Below are 17881 nucleotides of genomic sequence, written 5' to 3' on the forward strand. Positions count from 1 at the left end.
TGCGGACTCAGCCAAGGATGTAGCCCGCGCCGCGTACCGTCTGGATCATCTGCTTCGCATCGGGCGGATCGATCTTCTTGCGCAGCCGGCCCATGTGCACTTCGATCAGGTTGGTGCCGGGATCGAAGTGATAGCCCCATACGGCCTCGAACAGCATCGTGCGCGTGATGGTCTGGCCGGCATTGCGCATCATGTATTCGAGCACGCGGTATTCGGTCGGCAGCAGCGCGATTTCGTCGCCGTCGCGAAACACCTTGCGCGAAATCAGGTCGAGCCTGAGCGGGCCGACGGTCAGCGTCGTGGCGAACGGCGCCGGCGCGGTCTGGCTTCGGCGCAGCAGCACCTCCAGGCGCGCCGCCATTTCCTCGGGATCGAACGGTTTGGTCAGGTAATCGTCGCCGCCCGCACGCAGGCCGCGCACGCGTTCGTCGACATCGCCGAGCGCGCTCAGCATCAGCACCGGGGTGCGCACGCCGACGCTGCGCATCGTGGTCAGGATCGTGAGGCCGTCGACGACCGGCAGCATGCGGTCGAGCGTGATCACGTCGAACTCGTTGCCGAGCGCGCGGGCCATGCCGTCGCGGCCGTTCGCCACCCATTCGACCGTGAAGCCGCGCCCTTGCAGCTCCCTGACTATTTCGTTCGCGGTGATTTCGTCGTCTTCGATCGTCAGTACGTGCGCGATGGCCGTACCGCTCTTGGCCAGCCGGTCGGGCAGGGCCGGCGTGTTACCGGGGGAAACTGATGATGCCATTTACGATTCTCGTCTTCAGCGAAGGGACGCACGCGCTTCGACACCCGAAGGGCGAGCGCGTTCGGATGGAGACTACACGCGCGCGCGTAAATCGTGCGCGTCGACTTCATGAAGAAAGTTTCATATACGGCGGCAACGCCCGCCGGGGCTACCGGCGCGCGTTGTTGCGACAGGATGCCGCACGGCCCTTCGCCTTCGCGCACGGGCGGTTGCAACCGATCGCGTCGAAAGGTATCGGTAAAGAATCGCGCATCAGCTTCGGTGCGGCTCCGCGCCGGGCTGGTCGACGCGATGCGAAGCGACACGATGTGCCGCGTTCTCCACACGCTGCGTACGCTCGACCTTCTCGTGCGCGAGCGTCACGTCGGCAATCGCGAGCCCCGTTCCCTGCACCTTCGCGAACGCCAGCACCGGTGAGCACACCAGCGCGACGAGCGCGGCCATCCTGACGGTCTCTTTCATTGCATTACCCCGATGCGGGCCGCGCCGTGCGCAGCGTCGATTGATCACGGGTTCGACGATACGCCCGCACGGCTAACCATTCGGTCGCGCGTGCATGAAGGTTTCTTTAAGGTTCGATGCGTGCGACGACGATCGCTTCCGCCGCGGTTGATCCGGATAAAACTAGTTTCATCTTCGCGCGGCCGTTTCGATAGTCCACGGTGCCTAACCTGTGTCGTGAGGTCGACGTTGGCAATCCACCGTACGGCCGGTTCCCAACGCTTCCCAGGAGTCGAAGATGAAACATCCCGCCCGTTACCTCGCCTGTTCCACGCTGCTCGTGATGAGCTTCGCCGCGCATGCCGCACCGACACTCACGCCGGCGCAATGCCACGACTATCCGTTCGTGCATACGCACGGCCCGGTCTCCCACCGGCAACTGATCAACGAGCTGAACGAGCTGGAATCCGTCGGCTACAACCCGTCGTCGGGCGACGAGAGCAGCTATCCGGACGATATCGATTCGGCGCAGGCGCGCCTGATGAACGAGTATCAGAAGGATTGCGCGGGCGCAGCCAACACCGTCGCGTCGAACGGCAACTGACTCGCCACCGGCGAACGATCTCCGAGTTTGCGCGCGTGCCTCGCGGCCGCGCGTTTTTTTTTGTCGATGCCGTGCACGCTACGCGACCGTTTTTTCCAACGACGGGCGGATCGCGACGGAAGGCGACGTCGTGATCGTGAACGTCGCCGGACGCACGGCGATCGGCACGATCGATTTCACCGGGTACCACGGGCCGCCGCGATCGTGTGTTGTCCCCGTATGGCAAGCACGCACGCGCTCGTGATCGGCTTCAACGTGTCGGTGTCGCCGTTCGGCGGCACGACGCCGCTCGTCGCCGCATGGCGCGTCGATCGCACCGGCGTCGTGCGCGGCGGCACGCCGCGTACCCGTCCTATCCGACGCGATACATCGGCAGCACGTTGCTGCCGGCCGCTTCCTGGCCCGACGCGAGCGGATGGTGCGCCTGTTCGAGCAGCCAGTTGGTCAGCACCGCGATATCGAACTCGTTGCACGCATCCGGGTTCTGCACCAGCACGTAACTGCCCGATGCGACCGTGCAGTGCGCGAACAACTCGACGAGCCGGCCCTGCTTCAGCAGCCCGTCGACCAGCGGCCGCCGCCCGATCGCAATGCCGTGCCCGTCGACCGCCGCCTGCACCAGCTGGTCGTACTGGCTGAAATGCAGCGCACCGGCGGGCCGCAGGCGCGGCACGCCGAGTTCCTTCAGCAGATGGCTCCACCCGTGCCACGGCCATTCGCAGCGCGGATCGTCGAGATGCAGCAGCACGTGCTTTTCAAGATCCTCCGGCTTCATCGACGCCGCGTCACCCGCCGTCGCCATCAGGCTCGGGCTGCAGACGGCCACGACGCGCTCGCGAAACAGCACGTCCGTATCGTCCGTCGACGTATACGGCCCCGCATATCGCACGGCCAAATGCAAACGTTTGCGCTTGAGATCCTCAATTTCGCTCGTTGCCGATACGCGCACGTCGATGTCGGGGTAGCTTGCGCGGAACGAACCGAGGCGCGGAATCAGCCACAGCGCCGCGAACGATACGGTCGTCGACAACGAGATCGCGCGCTGTCCCACGCTCGACGACAGCTTGCCGATCACCGATTCGAGGTCGGACAACGCGAACGAGATCGCGTCGTACAGCTCCCGTCCCTTGTCGGTCAGCGTCAGCGATCGAATGTGCCGGTGAAAGAGCTCGATCCGGAGCTGCTCCTCGAGTGCCTTGACCTGCCGACTCACGGCAGATTGCGTGACGTTCAGTTCCTGCCCGGCGCGTGTAAAGCTCAAATGGCGCGCCGCGCATTCGAAGCCTCTCAGGAAATCCAGCGAAGGCATACTTCTCAATCGTTTTGCCAATCTCACATTAGCCATACCGCCGCCTCAAAGTTGCACCCATCGACAGGCAAGTCGCCTTTCGTTCCCCTGAATCGTTTCTCCTATTTGGATTCGGAAGCGATTTTATATTGAAGAATGGATGCTGATCATTCTTATTTTCAATCGTGACACTCGTATTTATCTATCGATTTTAGTCGGCCCGATATTCTTACATTAACATTATTAAGTAGTGGTTTTGTAAATAAATATCCGGGTGGAATGACGCGAGGAATGACCGAAAAATACCCACCAAAACAGGGGATTGCGGGCAGAAATCGATGTCACGGCGGACATCTCGACGCCACACCGGAATCGCGCCCCGTGCCTACAATACAATTTCAATCACCCGACATATCATTTCATTTGCCGCATTACGGAAAGAAAACACACGCCAACATACACGCGAAATACCATTTAAATCCTGAATTTCATGTTTATGAAAATATACTAAACGCATGAATTTTGATTGAATCATGCAATAACAGGAAATTGATGAACCCATTATGTCCGGAAATGAATATCCCGCCGGCCGGATACGGGACACCGTGCGCACTACGTCATCTTGCCGGCCGGAATCGGTTCCGCCCAAGCTGGACGGGGCACGGATCCGCTATACGCCGTCCACCACGCCATCCGCCACACGGCTCGTCCGCGCGGTCACTTCGCGGCGATAGCGGTTCAGCTCCTGCGCGGTCGTGAACGTGCGCCCGAACAGGATCGACAGGTTGTGCAGGATCCGCTCGACGACCTTCTTTTCCCACTCGCCGTCGAACCGGATCTGTTCGTCGAGCCAGCGCTCGAGCCATTCCGGATCGGGCAGGCGCGACTGCACGGTATCGCGCGGGAACAGCGCCTGGTTCACGTGCAGGTTGGTCGGGTGCAGCGGCTTCTCGGTGCGGCGCGCCGACGCCATCAGCACGCCGATCTTCGCGAACGCCGCGCGCGCGACGTCGCCGCAGTCGTTCAGCGCCTTCTTCATGTAGCGCAGGTAGGCGCCGCCATGGCGCGCTTCATCGCGCGAAATCGTTTCGTAGATCTGCTTGATGACCGGCTCGGTGTGCCAGTCGGCCGCGCAGCGGTACCAGTGGTTCAGGCGGATCTCGCCGCAGAAGTGCAGCATCAGCGTCTCGAGCGGCGGCGCCGGGTCGAATTCGAAGCGCACCGCGTGCAGTTCCGCTTCGGTCGGCACCCTCTCCGGCCGGAAGCGGCGCAGGTATTCCATCAGCACGAGCGAATGCTTCTGTTCCTCGAAGAACCACACGCTCATGAACGCGGAAAAGTCGCTGTCGTGCCGGTTGTCGCGCAGGAACATTTCCGTCGCGGGCAACGCCGACCATTCGGTGATCGCGTTCATCCTGATCGTCTCGGCCTGCTCGTCGGTGAGCAGCGACGCGTCGAACCGGTTCCACGGAATATCCGTCTCCATGTTCCAGCGCACCGCTTCCAGCGACCTGAATAATTCCGGATAGAGCATCGTCGTCACCGTCGTTGAACAACGTTCCGGCACGGCACGCACGCGGGCGGCCGGCCCCGTCGCGGTCATGCCGATTGCGTGGACGCCGGCGCCGCCGTTTCGGCATCGGGCGCACGCTCGTCCGCATCGTCGTCCACCGTGCGCGGCGCCAGCCTGCCGCGCAGCAGCGCGTAATAGAACTGCCGGTACGTGCGGTGGTAATAGCGGATGCGCGGCCCGATCGCCCCATGCAGGTCGTGCAGCCGCTCGATCGGCAGGTTCGGCATCATGTGGTGCTCGACGTGATAGTTGTTGCCGTTCGTGAACCACGTCATGAACGCGTTGCTCTCGATCGTCCGCGTGTTGCGGAACGGGTCGGTGCTCGTCAAGTCGCAGCGGTAGTGCTCGGGCATCTCGACCAGCGCATGCACGGGCGCGGCGACGAACACCAGCGGCACGACCCACACCCACACGGCAAACCACGTGTGCAGCGCGACCGACACGCCGGCCAGCAGCGCGATCGCCGCGACCATCAGCAGGTGATCGCAGCGGATCGCGCGCGACACGAGCGGGTTGTCGCCGAAGCGCGCCCCCGGCACGACGAGCTTCGCGACGTTCTTCGCGAACTGGATATAGTGCGCGGCCATCGACAGCCGCCACGCCCACCGGCCGAGATTGACGACGGGGCTCGCGCCGTACTGGTCGCCGTAGTCGAAGAACTCCTTGTTCTCCGGCGTGCCGAGCAGCCGGTGATGACGCAGGTGGCTGTCCTGGTACGCGTGGAACGACACCAGCATCGGCATGCCGAGCAGCACGCCGAACACCATGTTGAGCCGCTTGCTCCGGAACCCCTGGTAGTGCAGCGCCTGGTGCTGCAGCTCGACGCCGTGTGCGTACATCGCGCCGATCAGCAGGATCCCGACGATCTTCAGGATCACATACGTCGACAGCGCGAACAGCATGCCGTGCGCAATGAGCGCAACGTATACCGCGAGCTTCAGCGAGAAGACGACGCCGCTCGGGCGGCTCTTCATGTCTGCAACCGGTTTCTGACGGGCGACAAGCGATGAGGTGACGGACAAGACGCTCTCCTTGAGCCGGACCCTGCCCGGCGCCATGACACGGCGACGCTGGCGCGCTGCCGGGTTGCAATTCTTCTGTGAGTCGATGCTTCGGACAAACGAATTTTCCGAACGCATTGCATGACGCCGGCGCATGAGCGCACCACATCGTGAACTAGACGACCGGTCGAATGCGTACCGGCCATTCACCTGACGCGGGTTCAGATGCATACGTGCGGGGCAGACACGAGTGGATGCGTGCCGCTCATGCATAGCCTGCAAATATTCCGTTTGTCGTGTCACGTCGATCCGGCAAGAATCCCCCTCACTCGACGAACGGCGCCGCCGGCACCGTGGCACGAGCGGCCGTGTTCCTCAACGGGAGATTCTCGTGACGAAGTGCGCATCCACCATTCATCGCCTGATCGAATCGCTCGAGGACGTCGCGGGCGCCACGCATCGCATGACGTTCGTCGACGAGGCCGGCAACGAGGCAGGCATCACGTACCGGCGCTTCGCGGAAGAAGTGTTTCACCAGGCCGGCGCGCTGCGTGAACTCGACGTGCGCGAGAACGACCTGGTGATGCTCGCCTTGCCCGCGTCGGTCGAGCACGCGGTCGCGATGATGGCCTGCGTGATGACGGGCGCGCTGCCCTGCACCGTGCCCGTTCCCGCGCGCCGCGCCACCGCCGGCAGGCAAGTGATCGACGTCGCGTGCGAGCTGTACCGGCCGCGCCTCGTCATTGCCGCCGATGCACAGGCCGCCGCGTGGCGCGACGACGCGTTTCCCGCGGCATCGACGCGCGTGGTCGATCTCGACACGCTGTCGATCGCCGCGGATGCCGGCGCGCGCGCGCTGATCAGCGCGAAGAGCGGCCACGACCCGCATCACGTGCAGCTCACGTCGGGCTCGACGTCGCACCCGAAAGCCGCGGTGCTCAGCCACGAGAACGTGATCGCGAACGTGCTCGGCATCGGCGGGTCGGTCCGCTTCGACATCGCGGCCGGTGACGGCACCGCCTCGTGGCTGCCGCTCTATCACGACATGGGGCTGCTCACGCTGCTGTCGAACCTGCATTACCGCGCGCCGCTGCTGATGATGCAGCCGAACAGCTTCATCCGGAATCCGCTCGGCTGGCTGAAGCGCATCGCGTCGGCGCGCGCGACGACGACGTCGGTGCCGACCTTCGCGCTGCGCTACTGCGTGCGCCGCTTCAACGCCGCCGCGATGGAAGGCGTCGACCTGTCCGCGTGCCGCAACATCTTCATCGGCGGCGAACGCGTGGACGACGCGACGCTGCGCGACTTCGCCGCGACGTTCGCGCCATACGGCCTCGCGGCATCGGCGCTGCAGCCGTGCTACGGGATGGCCGAATCGACGCTCGCGGTATCGATGCATCGTGCGTGGCATGAAGGCACGGTGGACGGCGCACCGTACTTGATCGCCGACACGCTCGACCGGCGCGCGCTGATCGAGCGCCGCGACGCGCAACCGGCCGCCGCGAACGACGGCGCCGACACCGAGACCGAAACCGTGCTCGCGATGGGCACGCCGATCGACGGCATGGCCTTCCGGATCCTAGACGACGGCGACCACGCCCTCGCGAACCGCGCCGTCGGCGAAGTCGCGATTCGCGGCACGTCGGTGATGCTCGGCTACCTGAATCCCGACGACGGCTCGATCGCCGCGCCGCTAACGGCCGACGGCTGGTTCCGCACCGGCGACATCGGCTACGTCTCGGACGGCCAGCTCCATATCCTCGGGCGCAAGAAGGAAGTCATCATCATCCGCGGCAGCAACTACTTCCCGCACGACATCGAGGAAGCGCTGGCATCGCATCGCACGCTGCGCAAGAGCACGTGCATCGCGTTCGGGCTGCCCGACCCGGAGACGGGCACCGAGCGGCTGGTCGTCGCGATCGAGGCGCGGCCCGCCGATGCGACACCGCAGACGCGCGCCGAGTGCCAGCAGCTGCTCGCGTCGCGCATCGGCTTCGCCGCGCAGGATCTGTGCTTCGTCGAGCCCGGCTCGTTGCCGCGCACCACGAGCGGCAAGCTGCAGCGCCTGAAATGCCGCGACCTCTATGCGAACGGTGCGCTGCCTGTCATCCACGCAGCGGCGGCGGCCGAAGCCGGCCAGGGAGCGTACGCATGACGGCCGCCCCGCTCACGCCGGTGCTCGAGCTGCGCGACGTCACACGCGTGTACGAGGGCGCGGGCCGCGTCGTCGCGGTGCGCGACGCGTCGATCTCGATCGGCCCGCGCGACGTCGTCGCGCTCGTCGGCCCGTCGGGCAGCGGCAAGAGCACGCTGCTCAACCTGGCCGGCTTTCTCGACGTGCCGAGCAGCGGCGAACGCTGGCTCGAAGGCCATCGGATCGACGACGCGCCGGACACGCTCGAACGGATCCGCCGCGAGCGCATCGGCTTCGTGTTCCAGCAGTTCAACCTGATTCCGGTGATGTCGGCGCTCGAGAACGTCGAGCTCGGCTGCTTCGCGTGGGGCACGCCGCGCACGCGCCGCGAGCGCGCCCGCGCGATGCTCGACGCGGTGGGACTCGCCGCGCGCGAACGCCACCGCCCCGGCGAGCTGTCCGGCGGCGAGCAGCAACGGGTCGCGCTGGCGCGCGCGCTCGCCAAGGAGCCGGCGATCGTGATCGCGGACGAGCCGACCGCCAGCCTCGACAGCACCAACGCGCGCGCGGTGGCCGAGCTGATCCTCGACACCAACCGCACGCTGGGCACCGCCTTTCTGATTGCGTCGCACGACGATCGTCTGTGCGCGCACCTGCCGCGCCGCATCGAGATGCGCGACGGCGTACCGGGAGTGAATCGTGAACTGGTCGACGTTTGCGTGGCGTAACCTCTGGCGCAACAAGCGCCGCACCGTGCTGACGATGGCGATGATCGGCGTCGCCGCGTTCGCGTCGAGCCTCGCGCTCGGGTACGTGATCGCGACCTTCGACGCGGTGCGCGAAGGCTCGATCGACAGCGGCGTCGGCCACGTGCAGGTGCTGCATCACGGCTATCTCGACCTGATCGGCGAACGGCCGCTGCAGTACGGGCTGACCGCCGACGAGCAGGCTGCCGCCGCGCGCGCCGTCGCCGCGCTGCACGGCGTCGCCACCACCGCGCGCGGCATCGACTTCGACGGGCTGATCTCGAACGGCGATCTCAGCTACGGCTTCGTCGGCGAAGGCATCGAGCCGAACCGCGAGCCGCCCGGCTTCTTCGACTATCACACGGTGCTGTCGGGCCGCTACCTGTCGCCCGCGAATGCCGGCACCGAAGTCGTCGTCGGCGCCGAACTCGCGCGCAAGCTCGGCGTGCACGTCGGCTCGGTCGTGCAGTTGATGGCCTCGACCGCGCACGGCGGCATCAACGCGACCGACGCGCAGATCGTCGGCGTGATGAGCACGGGCAACAAGGACGTCGACGAACGGATCGTCGACGTGACGTTCGCGGCCGCGCAAGCGCTGCTGCGCACCGACCGCGCGTCGCGCATCGCGGTGTTCCTGTCGGACACGGCGCACACGCCGTCCGCCGCCGCGACGCTGCGCGCCGCGCTGCCCGCGCTCGACGTGAAGACCTGGGACCAGCTCGTGTCGCTCTATCACCAGGTCGTCGCGCTGTACAAGAACCAGTTCTCGGTGTTCGGCGCGATCCTGTGCGTGACGATCCTGCTGTCGATGAGCAACTGGATCCTGATGAGCATCGTCGAGCGCCGCCGCGAGATCTCGACGCTGCGCGCGCTCGGCGTGCCGGCCGCGACGGTGCGCGGCGTGCTGATCCAGGAGACCGCGTTCCTCGGCCTGCTCGGCGCGGCCGCCGGCATCGCGGCGGCGCTGCTGACGATGGTTGTGCTCAACCACGCGCAGATCCACCTGCCCGCGCCGCCGGGCCGCGTGAAGCCGATCCTGCTCGAATTCACGGTTTCGCCGGCCGCCGTGGCCGCCGTCGAAGGCGCGTTCGTCGTGCTCGGCGTGGCCGCCGCGCTGCTCGCGACGCTCGGGCTCGCCAAACGCAACATCCTCGAAGGACTCGCCCCATGAACCGCATCCGCCTGATGGTCGCCGCGCTCGTCGCGTGCGCGCCGCTCGCCCACGCAGCCGACGCACCGGCGGCCCAGACCATGCTCGCCCGTGCCGACGCGTACCGCAGCACGGCCGCCGACACGCAGACGAACATCCAGATCACGAACGAGGTCGGCGGACAATCCGGCGACGCGACGCGCTATCTCGTCTACACGCGCGGCAACGGCGACACGCTCGCGCTGACGCGCAGCGGCGAGAACGACGGCCAGAAGTATCTCGCGACGACGCGCGGCCACTGGTTCTACGTGCCGAACACGCACAGCGCGGTACGCATCAACGGGATGCAGCGGCTGCAGGGCGAGGTCGTGATCAGCGACATCACGCGCACGCACTGGGCGGACAGCTATCGCGCGTCGGCCGCGCCCGGCGCGACGACGATCGCCGGCAAGCCGGCCACCGAGCTCGACCTGACCGCGACCGATCCCGACAACGTCTACCCGACAATCAAGCTGTGGGTCACGCCCGACACCGACGTGCCGGTGCGCGCGCAGTTCTTCCTCGCGAGCGGGCTGCTGTTCCGCAGCGCCGATTTCTCCGCGCCGGTCGATGCGAACGGGCGCAAGGTGATCCGCAAGATCACCTATCGCAACGAGATCGAGAAGCAGCGCGCGAGCGTCGTCGACATCCTCGACGGCCAGCCGCGCAAGATTCCGTCGGGCTGGTTCAACCCCGACACGCTTGCCGATGGCCAGTGACCACGACGCCCATGCCGACGCCCGTCGTGACCGCCCTCGTCCCTCGTCCGGCCGCCTTTGGCCCAGCGTCGTACTCGCCGTTCCGCTCGCGCTCGGCTGCACGCTCGCGCACGGAGAATCGCTGATGGAACAGTTGAGCACGCTGAACGGCATCGCCTACGCACGCTCGGTCGACAGCATGGACGGTCATGCGCTGCTCGGCAGCCTGATCGGCGACCAGCCGCGCAACCAGCAGGAAGCGGGCCTGCTCGCGCGCATCGACGGCGAGAACCTGTTCCTGAACGCACGCGCCGTCGCGAGCAACCATTCGCTCGGCGCGCAGGCCACCCGCTTCAACGAGGCCGGCGTGCGCTACGCATTCGACAACGGCATCACGCTCACCGCCGGCAAGCGGATCGACCCGCTCGACACGTCGCAGGCGTTCTTCCCGCTCGGCTTCTTCCAGAAGCGGGCCGCGACCGCCGACATCTACGACCGCTACGGCGACGTCGAAGGCACGCCGCTCGTCGAAGCGAAATGGGCCGGCGAACAGGCCACGCTGCAGTTCATCGCCGGCGAGAACCGCACGCTGCGCAACGACGTCGACAACCGCGACGTGCAGGGCGCGACCCAACTCGTGCGCGGCGCGTACAACTGGTCGGGCGGCTCGGCCGCGCTGCTCGCCGGACGTCATGCGGGCCGCGGCGGCACGGGCGCGACGCTGTCGTTCGACGTCGCGCGCTCGAACACCGTCTATGCGAGCGCGTGGCTCGAACGCGGCACGACACGGCCGCTGCCGGCCTTCATCGCGAACGGCACGCCGCTCGATTCGCCGGCCGCGTACGACGCCGTCGATCGCCGCAACGACCGCCAGGTCATGTGGCGCAGCGCGGTCGGCATGCAGAGCGCCTTGCCCGGCAACCTGTCGCTGATCGTCGAGTGGTCGCACGACGAGGCGCGTTACGACGCGAACCAGTGGCGCCGGATGGTCGGCGCGGTGCGCGCGAACAACGCGCTGCTGCCCGTCGCGCCCGGCCCCGCGCTGGCCGGCCTCGGCGGCACCGCCGATTTCGTGAGCGCGGACGGCAACCTGCGCGACTACCTGTTCGCGCGGCTCGGCAAGAAGATCGGCCGCGTCGAGTATTCGCTGCGCGGCGTGTATTCGCCGCAGGACAAGGGCCTGCTCGCAATCGCCCAGGTCGTCGCCGACGTGAACAAGCGCGTGAGCGTCGATGTCGCGCTCACCCGCGCGTTCTCCGACAGCAACTCCGAGTACCGGATGGTCGGTCTCGGCACCCGTATCGACGCCGCCGTGCGCGTGCGCTTCTGACAGGAACCCCGCCCCATGTCCACGCTTTCCGCCCCCGCTTCGTCCGCCGACCTGCCGCCGCCGCCGCTGCTGCGCGTGGCCGACCAGGCCGCGTATCCGGTGCTGCGGCACCTCGACACGATCGGCACCATCGGCACGCCGCCGCGCGCGGCCGCCCGGCTCGTCGAGGCGGCCGCCGTGCGGCTGCTCGACAGCGAGATGGTGATCGCGCTGCGCGCCGCCACGCCGGACGTGCTGCCCGATTCGTCCGCATCGACGCCGCTGCGGCACGACGAGGCGCCGCTCACCGAAGCGCTGCTCGGCCAGATCGAACGCGAAGGGTTTCATCACCTGTTCAAGCCGTTCATGCGCGCGTTCATCCGCATCATGTTCGGGTTGTTCTTCTCCGACGACCAGAACCGTCGCGCATGCGACTGCATCGACAGCGGCCACAACTTCGCGTTCCTGATGAGCGACGGCGGCGGCCCGACCCTCGCCGCCTGGCGCACGGTCGTGCGCAGCGACGATAACGGCCTTGCGCTCACCGTCGACAAGGTGTGGGGCATCGAAGCGCATCGCGACTGCATGGCGGTCGTCGCCGCGCGGCTGCCGGGCGTGATGTTCCCGGCCGCGTACCTCGTGTGGCCCGACGAGTACCGCAAGCTCAAGCGCACGACCTGCGGCGCGCCGTTTCTGGCGGGCAACCTGCAACTCGCGAACGTCGGCGGCCAGGTGCGCGTGAGCGCCGAGGATCGCCTGCGGATCGGCGGCCCGACCGTGTTCAACAAGTACCTGACCGTCGTGCGCCCCTACTTCGTCCGCGCGCTGATGGCGCACGTCGAATGGCTCGCGCAAACCGGCCGCGTCGAACTCGACGCCGACGCGCGCGCCGTCCACCGCTTCATCGCGGACGCCGCGTGCAGCCAGACCGACGACGCGCACTACAGCTTCGGCAAGGTGCAGCGCGTGCTCGCGATCAAGCTGCTGTCGAACGAGTTCCTGACGGCGCTCGTGCGCGACGGCCGGGTCGCGACGTTCGACGACCAGCGCGACCTGCTGGCGTTTTCGAAGATGGAAGGCAGTTCGTACCGTTGTTATCACGAGCTTCGCAAGAGCCTGCGCTGCGAAGCCGGCAGTTGACCCACGCGACAGGCCGATCGATCCCGATCAACCCACTTCATTACCAGGAGCTCCTCTCATGACGACCCAGAACGTTCCGGCCGACGCGCTCGACATCCTGTCCCGCGAAGTCGCGAAGATCCTCAATGTCGAGACCGTCGACACCGATGCCGGCATCGGCGAACTCGGCATCGATTCGCTGAACATCGTCGAGCTGATCGTGTTCTGCGAACAGCTCTACGGTTCGATCGACCCGGAAGCGCTGAACATCACGCAGTACACGACGCTGCAGCAGCTCGACGCGCAACTGCGCAGCCAGCAGCACGCCGCCTGACACGACGATGCTCGCGCCCCTTGCGACCGTGGCGGCCGCCGCCGCCGAGCCGCTCCCGGCGGCCCCGGCGACCCCGGCGACCGCGCTGACCGTGCAGGCGCTCGCGTACCGGCGCGTCGCGCCGTCACGCGACGGCGCGGCTGTGCCGCTCGACGACACGGCCCGCGCGATCGGCTCGCTCGCGTGCGCCGAACGCGAGCGGCTGTGCGGCGCGGTCGGCGCGGACGACTACGTGGTCAGCTCGACGATCCTGTCGATGCTGCTGATGAACGATTCGCCGCAGCATCGCGTGTTCGCGCAGGCGCTCGCGGGCGCGAACGACTACACGCCCGACTGGATGACCTGTTCGTACGAATGCGCGGGCTGGGGCTACGTGCTGCGCCGCGCGCTCGCCACCGCGGCCGAAACCGGGCCGCGCACGCTGCTGCTGCAGATCGTCGACGTCGACGTGCACGGCTATACGTACTGGCACGGCAACCCCGCGTGGGGGCGTTCGGGCTTCGGCGTGTGCACGCTGCTCGTCGACGTCGGCCGCGAAGCGTCGCCGGCCGCACCGTCGGTGCTCGCAGACGCCGCGCCGCCGGCCAGCGCGGTCGTGCGGCTCGGCCGCGACATCCGCACCTTCTGCGCGGCGCGGCCCGGCGTGCACGCGGCGCTGCCGTTCTTTCCGGCGACGTCGCGCCGCGCGCTGCTCGCGTCGGTCGGCAAGACGCCGTTGCTGCCCGACGGCCACGGGCTGTTCGGGCATGCGTTCGGCAGCGACCCGTGGCTGTCGGTGCTGCTCGCGCATCGCGACGGCGACACGCCGCGCCGCGCGGCCGTCTGCTCGCTCGCGCTGAACGGCTATTACGCGGTCGCCGACGTCGCATTCGCGCCGGACGCGACGTTCTCTCTCGACAGCGAGGCATGACATGGTGCGGCCCGTTCACTTCACCTACCGGATCGAGCGCGATGCGCGGCAGCCGGTCGCAGTCGCCGCGAGTGCGTACCGGATGCCGCTCGACACGCCGGCCGACTACGCGCGCGCCGCGCTCGCGGAAGCGGCCGGCGAACCGTACGACGCCGGCGACGCATCCGGTGGCGAGCGCCGTGTGCTGCTCGACCACGTCCAGTATTTCGCGTTCCTCGCGGAAGCGACCGCGCGAATCCGCGACGCGGTGCATCCGGACGCACGCGTGTTCATCGAAGTCTGCGCGCCGTACTTCGGCGCGCTGCCGGCCGAACTGCTCGCGCCGCACGTGCTGCTCGGCGTGCACCTGTACGACGAAGCGCTGCGCGACGCCGCGCGCGGCGCGCCCGTCGTGTGGATCGGCGACCGGATCCTGCGCGATGCCGAGTTCTCCGGCGACAACCGCGTGTGCTGCGCGATCTGGCCCGCGCGACTCGCCGATGCGTTCGACGCGCAGCTGCGCGGCCCGTGGCCGTCGTATGCGATCCGCCTCGTGCCGCATCCGCCGACACCGCGCGCCGCCGCCGCGACGCTTATCGATTCCGCCCATCATTCCGGCGCCGCCGCGCGGCCGGGGAGACCCTAAATGACTGACACGCTCACCGTTATGCAGGACACGGCCGACATCCGCTGGTCGATGCCCGTCGACGCCCTGATGTCGAACGACTACGCGCTGCGCGAAGAGGCGCTGAACCGGCTCTACGAAAAGGCGAAGGCCGCGCAGTGGGACGTCGCGACCGACGTCGACTGGAGCCACGACCTCGACCCGGCGAATCCGCTCGGCATGCCCGACCCGACGCTGCTGATCTACGGCACCGAGCTGTGGAGCAAGCTGTCCGACACCGACAAGCGCGAGGTGCGCCATCACGCGCAGGGCTGGCTGCTGTCGCAGATCCTGCACGGCGAGCAGGCCGCGCTGATCTGCGCATCGAAGCTCGCGTCGGCCGAGGATGGCCTGAGCGCGCGCCTGTGCGCCGCCGCGCAGATGATGGACGAAGCGCGCCACGTCGAGGCGTACGCGAAGCTCGTCAACGAGAAGCTCGACGTCAGCTACCCGATGAGCCGCTCGCTGAAGGGCCTGCTGCACGACACGATCACGAGCAGCGCGCTCGACATGACGAACCTCGGGATGCAGGTGCTCGTCGAGGGCATCGCGCTGTCGATCTTCCAGAGCGTCGTCGCGTACAGCACCGATCCGTTCATCAAGGATCTCTTCCTGCGGATCCAGCGCGACGAAGCGCGTCACTTCGCGGTCGGCCGGATCACGCTGTGCCGCGTGTATGCGGAGATGAGTTCGACCGAGCTGCGCGAGCGCGAGGAATTCGTCTGCGAAGGCGCGGCCGTGCTGTACGAGCACCTGTGCGCGGACGACATCTGGGAACCGATGGGCCTGTCGAAGCGCGAATGCAGCGCGATGGTGCGCGAGTCGCCGGTCTCCAGCTCGATCCGCCGCTCGATCTTCCGGCGCCTGGTGCCGACGATCCGCGAGATGGGCCTGCTCACGCCGACCGTGCAGGCGACCTTCGAAAAACTCGATGTTCTCGACTACGCGGCGATGCCGCTCAACTGAACCATGACGAACTCCTCCCAAGCGTCACGCGATTTCTGGATCGGTATCGACGCGGTGGCCTACGAACTGCCGGGCCTGCCCGTCGACATCGAGGCGTGGGCCGCCGAGCGCGACTACCCGGCGCAACGGGCCGCGGCGATCGCGCAGTCGGGCAGCCGCTACTTCCACATGGCGCTCGACACGAGCGAGACCGATCTCGCGATCGCGGCGGCGGGCCGCCTGCTCGACACCGCGCGCGTGCATCCGTCCGACATCGGCGCGATCGTCCACGTGCACACGCAGCAGTTCAGCGTGCCGCCCGCGCCGCGCAGCCTGCCGCACGAGCTCGCCGCGCAGCTCGGCATCGAGCCGCTGTGGCTCGGCTCGGTCGCGCAGCTGAACTGCGTGTCGGTCGCGGCCGGCATCGAGACCGTTCGCGCGCTGATGCGTCGTTATCCGCAACTCGACGCGGCGCTCGTCGTGTCGTCCGACCGCGTGTACGGCGAGGATTACCGGATGCGGCAGATGACGGGCGTACAGTGCGACGGCGCGGCCGCGATGCTGATCGCGCGCAACAGCACGAAGAACCGGCTGGGCGGCATCGCGATCGAGACGCACGCGAAATGGCATCGCGGCTCGGACACCGTCGCCGCGAACGAGGCCGACCTGATCATGATGGAGTGGCCGTACACGCGCAAGGCGATCGACGCGGCGGTCGCGCTCGAACCGCACGCGCTCGACGCATACGAGCTCGTGCTGCCGCACAACGCCGACCTGCCGGGCTGGAACGCGCTGTGCCGCGCGATGCGCGTGCCGGCCGAGCGGCTGTATGCGGAGAACATCCATGCGCGCGGCCATGCGTGCTGCTCGGATTTCCCGATCAACCTGGCCGACGTCGGGCTCGACGCGGTCGCGCGCGGGCAGCGCGTGCTCGGCGTGATGCAGTCGAACTGCGGCGCGTATGCGGCCGCCACGCTCCATCCGGTGGGCCGCCATGACGCCTGAGCGCCCGCTTCCACCCGCCGGCGACCACGCGTGGATCGCCGACCTGCGCACGCCGTGCTACGTGTACGAGCCGGAAGTCGCGATCGCGCGCTACCGGTCGCTGAAGGCGCGGCTCGGCACGCGGCTGATCGTGTCGCTGAAGGCGAACCCGAACCAGGACATGCTCGCGCGCTGTGCCCATGCGTACGAGGACGGCGTCGAACTCGCGAGCCGCGGCGAACTCGACGCGGTGATCGGCCGGATCAGGACGCCGCGCTACCTGAACAACCCGTCGATGGACGAGATGTTCATGCGCGCCGGGCTCGCGTCGCGCTGCCATTTCGTGCTCGACAACCCGGACGCGGTCGCGCGCTTCGTGCCGCTGGCGCGCGAAGCCGCGGCCGGCGGCAGCACGCCGGGCCCGGTACTGCTGCGCGTGAATGCCGGCGCGCTGGCCGGCGACGACGCGCGGGCGCTGTGGCACGACCACTTCGGGATGACGCCGAACGAGGCGCACGACGCGGTGCGCACGCTCGCCGCCGCCGGCCTGCCCGTTGCCGGGCTGCACGTGTTCTCCGGCCCGCATTCGTTCATCCGCCAGGACGCCACGCAGCCCGACACGCTCGTGCTGCCCGAGCGGCTCGCGGCGCTCGCCCGCGATCTCGCGCCGGCCAACGGCGCACCGCTCGGCTCGCTGAGCCTCGGCGGCGGCTTCGCCGACGATCACCCGGGCGATGCCGCGTTCGAGCGCTATGCGACCGCGCTCGCCCCGCTGGCCGGCCGGTACTCGCTCGCGCACGAATCCGGCCGCGCGATCTTCGCCGACGCGGGTGTGTTCGCGACGCGCGTCGTCGCGGTCAAGACATGGCAGGACCGCACGATCGCCGTCTGCGACGGCGGGCTGTCGCATGCGTTCCTGCTCGCGCAGACCGAATCGGTGATGCGCCGGCTGGCCGCGCCGTCGCTCGTGCGCCGCACGCCGGCACCGCCCGCGCGCGGCGTGCCGACGATCTATGCCGGCAGCACGTGCAGCCGCGCGGACGTGATCGGCCGCGACGATACCGGCGCTCCGCCGCAGGTCGGCGACATCGCCGTGTTCGCGCGCTGCGGCGCCTATCACCGGACGTACTCGATGGCGCATTTCCTGTCCCACGAAGCCGCGCACGTGTACGTGCGGCCTGCCTAGACCCACCAGAGAGAGGAGCCGAT

The 17881-nt window shown here is 67.8% G+C and carries 18 protein-coding genes; 13 read left to right on the plus strand and 5 right to left on the minus strand.

Annotation, left to right across the window (positions count from 1 at the left end):
- Positions 1 to 7: 7 nt before the first annotated feature.
- Together ACTJLD_RS16230 and ACTJLD_RS16235 are read right to left on the minus strand one after the other, a co-directional pair.
- Complete coding sequence (locus ACTJLD_RS16230) at positions 8 to 685, minus strand: response regulator transcription factor (protein WP_021160456.1); 678 nt, start codon at positions 683 to 685, stop codon at positions 8 to 10.
- A 321-nt stretch (positions 686 to 1006) separates the two neighbouring features.
- Positions 1007 to 1216, minus strand: a complete 210-nt coding sequence (locus ACTJLD_RS16235; protein WP_060174508.1) for a hypothetical protein — start codon at positions 1214 to 1216, stop codon at positions 1007 to 1009.
- Positions 1217 to 1493: 277 nt separating this feature from the next.
- On the opposite strand from ACTJLD_RS16235, the gene ACTJLD_RS16240 reads away from it, so the two are divergent.
- A complete protein-coding gene (locus tag ACTJLD_RS16240) occupies positions 1494 to 1799 on the plus strand; it encodes a DUF4148 domain-containing protein (protein ID WP_440659280.1) in 306 nt (101 codons plus the stop codon).
- A 352-nt stretch (positions 1800 to 2151) separates the two neighbouring features.
- Here ACTJLD_RS16240 and ACTJLD_RS16245 read toward each other — a convergent pair whose 3' ends face one another.
- The 3 genes from ACTJLD_RS16245 to ACTJLD_RS16255 form a co-directional block, all read right to left on the minus strand.
- Positions 2152 to 3144 (minus strand): LysR substrate-binding domain-containing protein, encoded by a 993-nt coding sequence (locus ACTJLD_RS16245; RefSeq protein WP_027792905.1) that lies wholly within the window; start codon positions 3142 to 3144, stop codon positions 2152 to 2154.
- A 613-nt stretch (positions 3145 to 3757) separates the two neighbouring features.
- Positions 3758 to 4630: a ferritin-like domain-containing protein gene (locus ACTJLD_RS16250; protein WP_440659303.1), complete on the minus strand. Its 873-nt coding sequence runs from the start codon at positions 4628 to 4630 to the stop codon at positions 3758 to 3760.
- A 56-nt stretch (positions 4631 to 4686) separates the two neighbouring features.
- Positions 4687 to 5634 (minus strand): fatty acid desaturase family protein, encoded by a 948-nt coding sequence (locus ACTJLD_RS16255; RefSeq protein WP_440659304.1) that lies wholly within the window; start codon positions 5632 to 5634, stop codon positions 4687 to 4689.
- A 418-nt stretch (positions 5635 to 6052) separates the two neighbouring features.
- On the opposite strand from ACTJLD_RS16255, the gene ACTJLD_RS16260 reads away from it, so the two are divergent.
- The 12 genes from ACTJLD_RS16260 to ACTJLD_RS16315 are packed head-to-tail and all read left to right on the plus strand — an operon-like array spanning position 6053 to position 17858.
- Positions 6053 to 7816, plus strand: a complete 1764-nt coding sequence (locus tag ACTJLD_RS16260; protein WP_334010842.1) for a fatty acyl-AMP ligase — start codon at positions 6053 to 6055, stop codon at positions 7814 to 7816.
- Positions 7813 to 8523: an ABC transporter ATP-binding protein gene (locus tag ACTJLD_RS16265; RefSeq protein WP_060085965.1), complete on the plus strand. Its 711-nt coding sequence runs from the start codon at positions 7813 to 7815 to the stop codon at positions 8521 to 8523. Before ACTJLD_RS16260 ends, ACTJLD_RS16265 begins: the two co-directional genes overlap by 4 nt.
- Entirely contained in the window at positions 8495 to 9712 is a 1218-nt protein-coding gene (locus ACTJLD_RS16270; protein ID WP_175864727.1) for an ABC transporter permease, read from the plus strand. The genes ACTJLD_RS16265 and ACTJLD_RS16270 overlap by 29 nt, the downstream gene beginning before the upstream one ends.
- Positions 9709 to 10449: an outer membrane lipoprotein-sorting protein gene (locus ACTJLD_RS16275; RefSeq protein ID WP_322072664.1), complete on the plus strand. Its 741-nt coding sequence runs from the start codon at positions 9709 to 9711 to the stop codon at positions 10447 to 10449. The genes ACTJLD_RS16270 and ACTJLD_RS16275 overlap by 4 nt, the downstream gene beginning before the upstream one ends.
- Positions 10439 to 11758 carry a hypothetical protein gene (locus ACTJLD_RS16280; protein WP_440659281.1) on the plus strand — a complete coding sequence of 440 codons (1320 nt, stop codon included), beginning with the start codon at positions 10439 to 10441 and terminating at the stop codon, positions 11756 to 11758. The genes ACTJLD_RS16275 and ACTJLD_RS16280 overlap by 11 nt, the downstream gene beginning before the upstream one ends.
- Positions 11759 to 11773: 15 nt before the next feature.
- Entirely contained in the window at positions 11774 to 12877 is a 1104-nt protein-coding gene (locus ACTJLD_RS16285) for a hypothetical protein (protein WP_136470783.1), read from the plus strand.
- A 58-nt stretch (positions 12878 to 12935) separates the two neighbouring features.
- A complete protein-coding gene (locus ACTJLD_RS16290) occupies positions 12936 to 13190 on the plus strand; it encodes an acyl carrier protein (RefSeq protein WP_006481176.1) in 255 nt (84 codons plus the stop codon).
- Between the two features lie 7 nt (positions 13191 to 13197).
- A complete protein-coding gene (locus ACTJLD_RS16295) occupies positions 13198 to 14100 on the plus strand; it encodes a hypothetical protein (protein WP_440659282.1) in 903 nt (300 codons plus the stop codon).
- A 1-nt stretch (position 14101) separates the two neighbouring features.
- On the plus strand, positions 14102 to 14725 hold the full coding sequence (locus ACTJLD_RS16300; protein WP_440659283.1) for a hypothetical protein: 624 nt from the start codon (positions 14102 to 14104) through the stop codon (positions 14723 to 14725).
- Positions 14726 to 15709: a ferritin-like domain-containing protein gene (locus ACTJLD_RS16305; RefSeq protein WP_440659284.1), complete on the plus strand. Its 984-nt coding sequence runs from the start codon at positions 14726 to 14728 to the stop codon at positions 15707 to 15709. It begins immediately after the preceding gene.
- 3 nt (positions 15710 to 15712) lie between these two features.
- Positions 15713 to 16693 carry a ketoacyl-ACP synthase III family protein gene (locus ACTJLD_RS16310; protein ID WP_048027510.1) on the plus strand — a complete coding sequence of 327 codons (981 nt, stop codon included), beginning with the start codon at positions 15713 to 15715 and terminating at the stop codon, positions 16691 to 16693.
- Positions 16683 to 17858: a PLP-dependent decarboxylase gene (locus ACTJLD_RS16315; RefSeq protein ID WP_059688711.1), complete on the plus strand. Its 1176-nt coding sequence runs from the start codon at positions 16683 to 16685 to the stop codon at positions 17856 to 17858. Before ACTJLD_RS16310 ends, ACTJLD_RS16315 begins: the two co-directional genes overlap by 11 nt.
- Positions 17859 to 17881 lie beyond the last annotated feature (23 nt).

Origin of the sequence: Burkholderia sp. 22088 (assembly GCF_052045915.1) — a bacterium.
GTDB lineage: Bacteria > Pseudomonadota > Gammaproteobacteria > Burkholderiales > Burkholderiaceae > Burkholderia > Burkholderia cepacia.

What these genes read in the sequence shown, in the direction of transcription:
- ACTJLD_RS16235 (WP_060174508.1), bottom strand. Translation starts at nt 1,216, where the DNA reads ATGAAAGAGACCGTCAGGATGGCCGCGCTCGTCGCGCTGGTGTGCTCA.
- ACTJLD_RS16240 (WP_440659280.1), top strand. Translation starts at nt 1,494, where the DNA reads ATGAAACATCCCGCCCGTTACCTCGCCTGTTCCACGCTGCTCGTGATG.
- ACTJLD_RS16245 (WP_027792905.1), bottom strand. Translation starts at nt 3,144, where the DNA reads ATGGCTAATGTGAGATTGGCAAAACGATTGAGAAGTATGCCTTCGCTG.
- ACTJLD_RS16255 (WP_440659304.1), bottom strand. Translation starts at nt 5,634, where the DNA reads ATGAAGAGCCGCCCGAGCGGCGTCGTCTTCTCGCTGAAGCTCGCGGTA.
- ACTJLD_RS16265 (WP_060085965.1), top strand. Translation starts at nt 7,813, where the DNA reads ATGACGGCCGCCCCGCTCACGCCGGTGCTCGAGCTGCGCGACGTCACA.
- ACTJLD_RS16275 (WP_322072664.1), top strand. Translation starts at nt 9,709, where the DNA reads ATGAACCGCATCCGCCTGATGGTCGCCGCGCTCGTCGCGTGCGCGCCG.
- ACTJLD_RS16280 (WP_440659281.1), top strand. Translation starts at nt 10,439, where the DNA reads ATGGCCAGTGACCACGACGCCCATGCCGACGCCCGTCGTGACCGCCCT.
- ACTJLD_RS16285 (WP_136470783.1), top strand. Translation starts at nt 11,774, where the DNA reads ATGTCCACGCTTTCCGCCCCCGCTTCGTCCGCCGACCTGCCGCCGCCG.
- ACTJLD_RS16290 (WP_006481176.1), top strand. Translation starts at nt 12,936, where the DNA reads ATGACGACCCAGAACGTTCCGGCCGACGCGCTCGACATCCTGTCCCGC.
- ACTJLD_RS16295 (WP_440659282.1), top strand. Translation starts at nt 13,198, where the DNA reads ATGCTCGCGCCCCTTGCGACCGTGGCGGCCGCCGCCGCCGAGCCGCTC.
- ACTJLD_RS16300 (WP_440659283.1), top strand. Translation starts at nt 14,102, where the DNA reads ATGGTGCGGCCCGTTCACTTCACCTACCGGATCGAGCGCGATGCGCGG.
- ACTJLD_RS16305 (WP_440659284.1), top strand. Translation starts at nt 14,726, where the DNA reads ATGACTGACACGCTCACCGTTATGCAGGACACGGCCGACATCCGCTGG.
- ACTJLD_RS16310 (WP_048027510.1), top strand. Translation starts at nt 15,713, where the DNA reads ATGACGAACTCCTCCCAAGCGTCACGCGATTTCTGGATCGGTATCGAC.
- ACTJLD_RS16315 (WP_059688711.1), top strand. Translation starts at nt 16,683, where the DNA reads ATGACGCCTGAGCGCCCGCTTCCACCCGCCGGCGACCACGCGTGGATC.